This is a genomic window from Candidatus Palauibacter soopunensis, from assembly GCF_947581735.1.
Lineage (GTDB): Bacteria > Gemmatimonadota > Gemmatimonadetes > Palauibacterales > Palauibacteraceae > Palauibacter > Palauibacter soopunensis.
This window is the reverse complement of the sequence record NZ_CANPVT010000029.1, coordinates 56,813-66,335: the sequence shown is the minus strand read 5'-3', so window position 1 is coordinate 66,335 and position 9,523 is coordinate 56,813. Positions and strand designations below refer to the sequence as shown.

The window sequence follows — 9,523 nt, the reverse complement described above, 5'->3', positions numbered from 1 at the left end:
ATGTAATGCGTTTACATGATACAAGCAAACGGAGGGGGTGGGATTCGAACCCACGAGACTCTTTCGAGTCAACGCCTTAGCAGGGCGCCGCCTTAAGCCACTCGGCCACCCCTCCGCAGGATGTTTCCGTCCTGATTGGCCCGCCAGGACTCGAACCTGGAATCTTCTGGTCCAGAGCCAGACGTGTTGCCAATTCCACCACGGGCCAACGCCCCAATGAGTCGGGCCGTCGATAATACTTGAGGGGGGTCGGCGCTTCAAGCGGTGGTGCGCCGCGGCCGCCGCAATGGAGTTAGTCGTCGGGAGCGGAGGCTTCGCGGAGCTTGCGGAGGCGCTCCGCTTCGTCGGCGGCCTCCGCGATCGTTCGGAAACCGTCTCCGGAGCGCGGGGCGTCATTGTCTTCCAGCGGTACGGCGTACCAGCGATCCGCGCGATCGTCGGACCGGTCCATGTAGTGGCCGCGCTCGAGCCGAAATCCATCGAGTTTCGCTCGGAAGCGAAGCGCCCTCACGATCACGCCGGGGTCGAACTTGGCTGGAGACACGATCACGACTTCCACGTAAATGGTACGCCGCGGCAGACAGTGGTCGTAATGTGCGGCCCACTTTCGGAATAGTCGGACGGATAGAACATCTTCTTCACAATCCCTGCAACTCCGTGGCGGGGCGACAGCAGAAACCTCCACAAACTAGGTGCGAATGGGCGCATGGGCTACGCCCGCCCCGGGTGTGGCGCGCTGCATGAAATGGATCGGCTGCGGCCGCGCGCGGGCCGGTCCGTCCTGGACAGATAGGCGCGGAGCCGTTCGACCTCCTCGGGCGGGAGGAGCGTAACCGGTACGGCTGGAGCCGTTCCGCCGGCATACCGGGACATCGGGACGAGTCGGTCGTGAAAAACAATCGTCGCCGCAGTCACGGCCCGCCGTACGGCCTGTGCGTCGAGGTACGGGTCGAGGGCCTTGAAGTTGATTCCAAGGGCAAAGTCCCGAGCGGCGAGTTCCGCCGCGAACACGCGCACGGTCTCGCTTCGGGAGAGAAGCACGACGAATCCGCGGCGTATTCGGCGTCGGACGAGTTCACGTTCGCGGGTGCCACCGGCGAGTGAAATCGGAACGCACTCGACGGTGCCGGATCGGCGCATGCGCGAGAGCAGTTCACGCCGGAGGATCACCGGAGTGTTTTCGGGCATCTGGCGCGCGGAGTCGACGGCGTGAACGACGAATCCGCACGCATCTTCCAGTTCCGCGGCGAGCACGGCCCGCAACCCGGCGCGAGGTTCGCACAGGGTCACGGGATGCGGATGCGGGCTCCGCGCCCCATCCACGATCCGCTCGAGTTCGTTGAGCAGCCGCCAACGTGAGAATCCCCCCGCGTGCGCGTGCCTCAGCAGATCCAGTACCGCCGTCCTCGGCGCCATCTCCACCGCCGGTGCTGGGCGGAGGCGGCGCGGGCGTATCGACGCGCGGGGGCGCTGTCCCTTCCCGGGTTCGATCAGGTTCCGCCGCCGCAGCCGCGCGAGCGCGGCGCCGACCGTCCCCCGGTCGACGCCGAGCCGGCGCGCCATTTCCCTGGCCGACGGAAGCGGGGCCCCGGGCCGGACGTGTCCATCCCGAATCCCGGCCTCCAGATCGGCCGCGAGTTGTCGGCGGAGCGGTATGTAGTGATCCCGCGAGAACGGTGGAAGTCCGCATCCACGCGCCATGTGTCCGAGTCTCCCTGTCCTGGGGCTGCCTGTCGACGGGAGTATGGAGACGGGGTCTCAACGGGGGATCAACTCGCCGGTTTTCTCCGAAGGGCTGCCAGGAAATCGTCCACGCCGCGCGTATTGAGGACGTGTTCCGGGGTGAGCCATGCGCGGCGCGCCTGCTCGATGCCGTAGGTCGCCAGATCCAGGTGGTCCGGCCGGTGCGCGTCGGTCGCAACCACGACGGATACGCCGAGTTCGCGCGCGCGCCAAAGGTGGCTGTCCTTCAGGTCCAGACGGTGGGGGTGCGAGTTGACCTCGACGGCGACGCCGAACTCGGCGCAGGCGTGCAGAATATCGTCGATGTCCACATCGATCGGACCGCGCCGGTTGATGAGCCGTCCCGTCGGGTGTCCGAAGATCATCGAACGGGGGTGCGCGAGGGCCTTCAGCACGCGTGCCGTCTGCCGCGCCCGGTCCAGCCCGAGGAAGGAATGAACCGAGATGATCACGACGTCGAGTCGTTCGAGCATCTCGTCCTCGAGGTCCAGCGATCCGTCCCGCAGGATGTCGACTTCCAGCCCGCGCAGGATCCGGATCTCGGGGTGCGCGGCCTGCACTTCCGCGATCTCGTCCCACTGGCGTCGAAGCTTGGCGGCATCGAGACCCTCGACCATCGCCAGCGCCTTCGAGTGGTCGGTGATCGCCATGTACTCGTAACCGCGCGCCGCGCACGCCTCGACCATCGTCTCCAGGGAAACGCGGCCATCGGACCAGGTGCTGTGCATGTGGACGTCCCCGCGCAGATCGGACCTCTCGACCAGATGAGGCAGTTCTCCGGCGTCGGAAGCCGGGAACTCTCCGCGGTCGCGTCGTATCTCCGGCGGAAGCCAGGAGAGATCGAGTGCCCGGTACACGTCCTCTTCCGTCGCGCCCGCCACCATCTCTCCCTCGGAGGCAATGCCCCGCTCGCCGAGCGCATCGCCGAGCGACTCCTCGGGAATCGTGAACACGCCGTATTCGGACACCCGCAGCTTTCGTTCGAGCGCGCGGCGGCGCAGGCGGATGTTGTGTTCCTTCGACCCCGTGAAATAGATCAGCGCCGCTCCCCAGCTCTCGGGCGGCACGACCCGGAGGTCCACCTGCAACCCGCTGCGCAGACGCACCGAGGTCTTCGTTCCGCCGGCCCCGATCACGCTCTCCACGCCGGAGAACCCGACGAGGGCGTCGGATGCGGCGCGCGCGTCGTCGGCGAGGACGAGGAGGTCGATATCGCCGACGGTCTCCTTCCGACGTCGATAGCTCCCCGCGACCTCCAGGCGGGTGATGCCGGGTGTCGCCTGCAGGTGTTCGATCAACGGCGGCAGAAGCTTGTCGACTTCCCCGAGGCGGAAGCGCGTCGTGTTCGTGCGATAGTTGCGAATGCCGCGCAGGATCCGGTCCTGCGTCTTGAGTCCGAAACCGGGCAGTTCGGCCACGCGCCCTTCGCTCGCGACCTCCTCCAGGTCGTCGATGGATTCGACGCCCAGTTCGTCCCACAGCTTGCGCGCCTTTTTGGGGCCGACGCCCGGCAGCCGCATCAGTTCGACGAGACCCGCGGGGATCTCGGCCGCCATCTCGTCGAGCATCGCGAGACGCCCGCTCCCCACGAGTTCGCGAATGTTCTCCGCCATCCCCTTCCCGATCGATGGCAGCTCGGTGAGGTCGGCGCCCTGCTCGACCAGTTTGCGCAGCGGCGTCGCGTGCGCGTTGATCGTGCGCACCGCATTACGGTACGCGCGGACGCGGAACGGGTTCGCCTGCTGGATCTCGAGCAGGTCGGCCACCTCGTCCAGGACGCGGACGATCTCGATGTTCTCCATCAGGAGGCGTCGGTTTCGGGAGCGGCGCCGGCCGCCTCGGGTTCGGGCGTCTCGTCCGGTGCGCCCGTCTCGTCGGGCGTGGAGAGTGCGCCGGGTCCGCCGCTCAGGAGTTCGAGGAGACCCGCTTCGTCCAGAATCTCGACGCCGAGGGTCTGCGCCCGCTCCAGCTTGCGGCCGGGGTTCTCGCCCGCGACGACGTAGCTCGTTTGCTTGCTCACGGATGACGTGACCTTCGCGCCCAGGGCCTCGAGCTTCTTCCCGGCCTCGGAGCGGCTCATGGACTCGAGCCCGCCGGTGAGGACGATTCGGAGCCCGGCCAGGGTGTCGCCCGCGCGCGGCGGGGGCACGGGCTCAACGCAGGAACGCAGTTCGTCGACGACCGCCGACACCTCTGGGCGGGCCAGGAAGACGGTGATCTGCTCCGCCATCCTGGGCCCGATCCCGTCCACGCCCTGGAGCGTCTCCTCGTCCGCCGCCCGGAACGCTTCGAAGGAGAGGAAGTGCGATGCGAGTTCCCGCGCCACCGCCACTCCGACTTCGGGGATGCCGAGGCCGTAGATGAAGCGGGCGAGTTCCGTCGTTCGCGCAGCGTCGATCGCCTGGACGAGGTTCGTGGCGGACTTCTCGGCGAAGCCCTCCAGTTCCATCAGCTTCGTCGCCTCGAGTCCGAACAGTTCCGGGACGCGGCCGATCACCTCCTGGCGGACGAGGAGATTCGCGGTTTCCTCTCCCAATCCTTCGATGTCGAGGGCGTGCCGCGACCCCAGATGCTGAATCCGCCCGGCCAGTTGCGCGGGGCAGGCGAACAGGTTGGGGCAGAAGGTGTACGGGCCGCGTGGCTCCAGGGGGGTCCCGCACGAGGGACATTCGGCGGGCATGACCCACGGCTCCGCGCGCTCGCGGCCCGGCTCCTCGATCCGCTCCAGAACCTGCGGAATCACATCCCCCGCCCGTTGCACCCGCACCCGGTCTCCCTCGCGAATATCCTTGCGGGCGACCTCTTCCCGGTTGTGCAGGTTTGCGCGGCTCACCGTCACGCCGCCGAGTTCCACCGGACGCATGAAGGCGATGGGAGTCACGACGCCGGTCCGGCCCACGCTGGGGAAGATGTGAAGGAGCCGGGTGACCTCTTTCCGCGGCGGGAACTTGAAGGCGAAGGCCCAGCGCGGGTGGTGCGAGGTTTCGCCGACTTCGTCGCGCGCGGCGATGTCGTCGAGCTTGATGACGATGCCGTCGATCTCGTACTCGAGGTCGTCGCGGTCCTCCTCGATCTCCGCCTGGAACGCGAGGATCTCTCCGACGTCGGCCGCGGGCCGGCAGCGCTCGTTCACGGGCAGTCCCCACTCGCGCAGCGCCTCCAGCGTGGCGCGCTGGGTGGACGGCGGCCGTCCGTCGATCGCGAGGATGTCGTAGACGTAGATGTCGAGCGGGCGCGCGGCGGTGATGCGCGGGTCGAGCTGCCGCAGCGATCCGGCCGCCGCGTTGCGCGGGTTCGCGAACGGAGCGCGGTCGCGCTCGAGAAGCCGGGCGTTCAGCGCCTCGAAATCGCCCACCCTCATGATGACTTCGGCCCGTAGCGCCAGGAGCGGCGGCACCTCGCGATCCGTGGCCCGCAGCCGGAGCGGTACCGATTGGATCGTGCGGACGTTCTCCGTCACGCCTTCGCCGCGTACCCCATCTCCCCGCGTCACGGCCCGTGAGAGCCGACCGGATTCGTAGACGAGTTCGATCGAGGCGCCGTCCAGCTTCGGCTCGACGACGTATCCGATGTCATCTCCGAGCGCCTTGCGCATCCGTTCGTCGAACCGTTCGAGTGGCTCCACATCGGCGGATGAATCGAGGCTGAGCATCGCCGCGGTGTGCTCGATCGTCTCGAACGCATCGAGCGGCTCCGCCCCCACGCGCTGGGTCGGCGAATCCGGCGTGACGAGATCCGGGTGCGACGCCTCCAGCGCCTTCAGCTCGCGGAACAGATCGTCGAACCGTTCGTCCGAAATCTCGGGCTGATTGCGGACGAAGTAGAGATACGAGTGGTGCCGCAGCGCCCTGCGCAGTTCTCGGGCCCGCCGCTCGGGCCCGCCGGGAATCATCAGAAGGTGAGCCCCAGCAAGGCTCCGGCGATCAGGTAACTGTCGTCGGCGGTCGTGAACGCGACGTACGGCCGAACGTGAATGCTGCCGATTTCGACCGTGACGCCGCCGCGGATGACGGGGCTGACTTCCCTGTCACCCTCCACGATGTCGTCGTAGAGCCGGTCGACGGAATAGTTCTCGATGCTCACGGTCGCGGAGGGGATGATCGCGATGCCGGAGCCCGGCGCACCGAAGCGCTGCCCCACAGCGACGCCGATCCCGTAGACGGTCTCGCTCTTGTCGGGGAGGTCGTTGAAGTTCCTCGACAGGACGCCCCCGATCCCCACGGTGACGAGGGGACAGACCGACAGCACGGGCAGCGGAAGCTTGAGGCCGACGCTCGCCCGCGCATCCTCGAAGTCGAATTCCTGATCGAACTCGTCCGCGCCGGAGAACTTCAGGTAATGACCCGTCGCGGCCACGGGACCCAGGTCGAACCCGGCGGCGCCCCCGAGGCCTCTGACGTCTTCGGATGATTCGCGCCACACGGCGCCCGAACCGCTGAGGAACCCGCTGCCGCTGAATCCGAGGCAAGCCTGCGCCTCCAGCGTTGCCGGCGCCGCGATTCCGATCAGGGCCAGCCCCGCCAGCCGACGCAACGTGGACGCCTTCGGTCCGTTATCCATCCTCTTCTCCGTCTCGGTTGGGCGAGGCGCCGACGCCCGCCAGGTTCTGCAGCGCTTCGAGCGCATCCGCCGCGGCGCTCCTTCGGGCCGACGCGACCTCCACATCCGCTCGGATCCGCTCGAGCCGACGCCGGTGGTCGTCGGACGGGCCCGTCAGCGATCCGGTCGTGGAAGGGCCGCCGTCGAACTTGCCCCGCAGGCCGGTCCACCAGTTCCGGATGTCCCCGTTGATCGAACGCCATTCGTCGGCCACCTCCTCGATCTCGGCGACAAGTTCCCGCGCGCGTTCGAGGTCCTCGGCGGCGACGTCCTCCGCTTCTTCCAGCGTCTCGAACGACTCGGACGCACGGCGCTCCGCGTCATAGGCTTCGCTGCCCTGCCTGTAGGCGACCCCCTGGAGCTCGAAAAGAGCCATCGTGAACTCGTAGCGAGCCAGACGCTCTTCCGCGGACACCGGCAGTTCCGGATCGGCACGGACCTCCAGCGACTGCTCGCGCGTCTCGCCTCCGGCGGCCAGGCGTACCGTGAACGTCCCCGCCAGGACCAACGGACCCTCGGGGCCCGCGTCCAGGCCGGGCACCTCGTACCGGGTCGTGTCGTGCGGCAGCGGATCGTGCCGCAGGTCCCACGTGACCCGGTTGAGGCCGGCCGCGCCGGGGCCTTCGAGCCTCCGGACGTCCCGTCCGGCATGATCCAGCACATCGATCGATACGCCGCCGGCTGTCTCCGAGGGGAGCCAGTAGTCGATGTTCGCGCCGAACGCCGGGTTTTCGGCCCGGAACGTCCCCTGGCCCATCGACGGCACGTCGTTGCGATACAGGAAGAGGGTCGCCGGGCGTGGGGCGAACAGCTGCACGGCGCCGTCGTTTGTCGCGGCCGCGGCCGACCGCTGCGACAGCGGCGTGATGTCGTCGAGAATCCAGATGGCGCGGCCGTGCGTGCCGAGGACGACGTCGTTCTCGCGCGGGTGGATCTCGACGTCATCGACGGGAACGGCGGGGAGGCCCGAGCCGAGCGCGGCCCAGGTCGCTCCCCGGTCCAAAGAGGCGAAAGCGCCGTTCTCCGCGCCGATGATCAGCAGATCCGGATTCGCCGGATGCTCGCGGATCACGTTCACGCTGGCCATGCCGCCGCCCGCCGCCCGGCCCGTGGCCGTCACCGCCGCCGCCCGGTTCAGCCCGTCCGCGAGCGACCGCCAGGTCTCGCCGAAATCCTCCGTCACGACCGCGAGCGGCCCGTAGTCGTCGTCCCAGTGCCCGTCCAGGCTCACGTACGCGCGTCCTGCCTCGGCGTGCGAAGCCTCGACCCAGCTCACGTAGTACGGGAACGGGAGCCCCGCCGCCGCGGCCACCCGGTCGGTCAGATCCTCCCAGTTCGCCCCGTCGTCCCGGCTCACGCGCACCGAGCCGTCGTCCGCCCCGATCCACAGCACCCCGGCCTCGACCGGCGACTCCGCCACGGCCGTGATCTCCCCGTACCCGGAGGCCCCATCGTGTTTCGAGAGCGTCGTCGAGTCCGGACGCACGCCCATCAGTTCGAGACTGTCCTGGTGAATCTGCCGCGTGAGGTCCTCCGTCGCGCGCCAGCTTTCCCCGCGGTCGTCCGAGATGAAGAGCCGGTTGCCGCCCAGATAGACCCGGTTTGCTTCGTGCGGGGACACCAGGATCGGCGACTTCCAGTCGAAGCGATATGAGACCGTCGTGTCCGGCGGGAAGGGTTTGAGCGCCTTCCGGTCTCCCGTGGCGAGGTTCACGCGCACGATCCCGGCGTTCTGCGACGTCACGTAGACGGTGCCGAGATCCGACCAGTCCGTCTCCGTGTACATCCCGTCGCCATAGTCGAGGACCTGCCAGTCGCGGTTCATGATCCCCTGGTAGCGGCGGGTCCGGCTGGGGCCCCGGTACGAGTTGTTGTCCTGCAGCCCCCCGTAGACGTGGTACGGATCCGCCAGATCCAGGTCGATGTCGTAGAACTGGGCGATGGGGATGTTCCCGATGAACGTCCAGTGATCGCCGTCGTCCCAGGTGGAATAGAGTCCCCCGTCGTTCCCGAGAATCATGTGGCGCGAGTCCTCGGGGTCGATCCACAGGTCGTGGTGGTCCACGTGGACGCCGGTGTTGTATTCGATCTCCATGGGGAGGGTCTCGAAGGTGTCGCCGCCGTCCCCCGAGCGGTGCAGGCTGCCCGCCACCAGCCAGACCCGATCCTCATCGTTGGGGTCGATCCGGAGCTGGCTGTAGTACATCGGACGCTGGTTCAATTCGTTGACGCGCATCCAGCTCTCGCCGCGGTCTCGCGAGATGAAGATCCCGCCCTCCTCCGCCTCCACGACGGCCATGACCAGAGCCGGATCCCGCCCCGAGACGGCGAGCCCGATCCTTCCCTTGTCCCCTTCCGGCAGGCCCTCGGTGACCTCCCGCCAGGAATCCCCGCCGTCCGTCGACTTGTAGATGCCGCTCCCGGGCCCGCCGCCCGCGAACCCCCACGCGCGACGCCGCCGCTGGTAGGCGGCCGCGTAGATGACGGACGGATCCGCGGGGTTGAGGGCGAGGTCCACGAACCCCGTGTCGTCGTCGATGTGGAGGACCTTCGTCCACGTCTCGCCGCGGTCGGTCGTCCGGTACACGCCACGCTCGGCGTTGGGGCCGAACAGATGCCCCAGTGCCGCCACCCACACGATGTCCGGATCGGTGGGATGGACGGCGATGCGCCCGATGTGCCGGGTCTCCTCCAGCCCCGTGAGCCGCCACGTCTTGCCGCCGTCGGAGGAGTGATAGACGCCCTGCCCCCACGGCGTACTGTTACGGTTGTTCGGTTCCCCCGTCCCGACCCACACTTCCAATGGGTCCGACGGTGCGAGCGCGATGTCCCCGATCGAGAGGTTCGCCGCGTCGTCGAAAATCGGCTCCCAGGTCGTTCCGTGGTTGACGCTCTTCCACACGCCGCCGGAAGCCGCCCCGACGTAGATGTGCGACTGCGTGCCGGGCACGACCTCGAGATCGGCGATGCGGCCGCCGGAGATCGCGGGTCCGATCAGGCGCCAGGTGAGTCCTGCCGCGATTCGTTCGGAAGACTGGGCCTCCATGCGAGGGGGCGCCGCCGCGAGGGCCAGGTTCAGCACCGCCGCGAGGGCCGCGTTCAGCGCCGCCGCCGTCAGCAGCGCGCGGGCGGAGACCCGGCACAGGACGGCCGGAGTACGGTCGGGAACCGGAATCATGGT

The 9,523-nt window shown here is 68.3% G+C and carries 6 protein-coding genes and 2 tRNA genes; all 8 read right to left on the bottom strand.

The window, feature by feature from the left end; translation table 11 throughout:
- Positions 1 to 29 precede the first annotated feature (29 nt).
- The 8 genes from RN901_RS09300 to RN901_RS09265 all read right to left on the bottom strand — a co-directional run bounded on the left by RN901_RS09300 (position 30) and on the right by RN901_RS09265 (position 9,520).
- A tRNA-Ser gene (locus RN901_RS09300) sits at positions 30 to 115 on the bottom strand.
- A 20-nt stretch (positions 116 to 135) separates the two neighbouring features.
- Positions 136 to 208: transfer RNA gene (locus RN901_RS09295), tRNA-Gln, on the bottom strand.
- 84 nt (positions 209 to 292) lie between these two features.
- Positions 293 to 544: a hypothetical protein gene (locus RN901_RS09290; protein WP_310757995.1), complete on the bottom strand. Its 252-nt coding sequence runs from the start codon at positions 542 to 544 to the stop codon at positions 293 to 295.
- Positions 545 to 711: 167 nt separating this feature from the next.
- Positions 712 to 1,701 (bottom strand): GntR family transcriptional regulator, encoded by a 990-nt coding sequence (locus tag RN901_RS09285; protein WP_310757994.1) that lies wholly within the window; start codon positions 1,699 to 1,701, stop codon positions 712 to 714.
- Positions 1,702 to 1,769: 68 nt separating this feature from the next.
- On the bottom strand, positions 1,770 to 3,545 hold the full coding sequence (gene polX, locus RN901_RS09280) for a DNA polymerase/3'-5' exonuclease PolX (RefSeq protein ID WP_310757993.1): 1,776 nt from the start codon (positions 3,543 to 3,545) through the stop codon (positions 1,770 to 1,772).
- Positions 3,545 to 5,635, bottom strand: coding sequence for an NAD-dependent DNA ligase LigA (gene ligA, locus RN901_RS09275; protein WP_310757992.1), 2,091 nt, complete (start codon positions 5,633 to 5,635; stop codon positions 3,545 to 3,547). The genes polX and ligA overlap by 1 nt, the downstream gene beginning before the upstream one ends.
- Complete coding sequence (locus RN901_RS09270) at positions 5,635 to 6,303, bottom strand: hypothetical protein (RefSeq protein WP_310757991.1); 669 nt, start codon at positions 6,301 to 6,303, stop codon at positions 5,635 to 5,637. Before RN901_RS09270 ends, ligA begins: the two co-directional genes overlap by 1 nt.
- Entirely contained in the window at positions 6,296 to 9,520 is a 3,225-nt protein-coding gene (locus tag RN901_RS09265; RefSeq protein WP_310757990.1) for a hypothetical protein, read from the bottom strand. The genes RN901_RS09270 and RN901_RS09265 overlap by 8 nt, the downstream gene beginning before the upstream one ends.
- Between the last annotated feature and the right edge of the window lie 3 nt (positions 9,521 to 9,523).

Bases quoted from the DNA above. Each gene is read 5' to 3' on its own strand.
- RN901_RS09285 (WP_310757994.1), bottom strand. From the start codon at position 1,701: ATGGCGCGTGGATGCGGACTTCCACCGTTCTCGCGGGATCACTACATA.
- RN901_RS09265 (WP_310757990.1), bottom strand. From the start codon at position 9,520: ATGATTCCGGTTCCCGACCGTACTCCGGCCGTCCTGTGCCGGGTCTCC.
- polX (WP_310757993.1), bottom strand. From the start codon at position 3,545: ATGGAGAACATCGAGATCGTCCGCGTCCTGGACGAGGTGGCCGACCTG.
- RN901_RS09270 (WP_310757991.1), bottom strand. From the start codon at position 6,303: ATGGATAACGGACCGAAGGCGTCCACGTTGCGTCGGCTGGCGGGGCTG.
- ligA (WP_310757992.1), bottom strand. From the start codon at position 5,635: ATGATTCCCGGCGGGCCCGAGCGGCGGGCCCGAGAACTGCGCAGGGCG.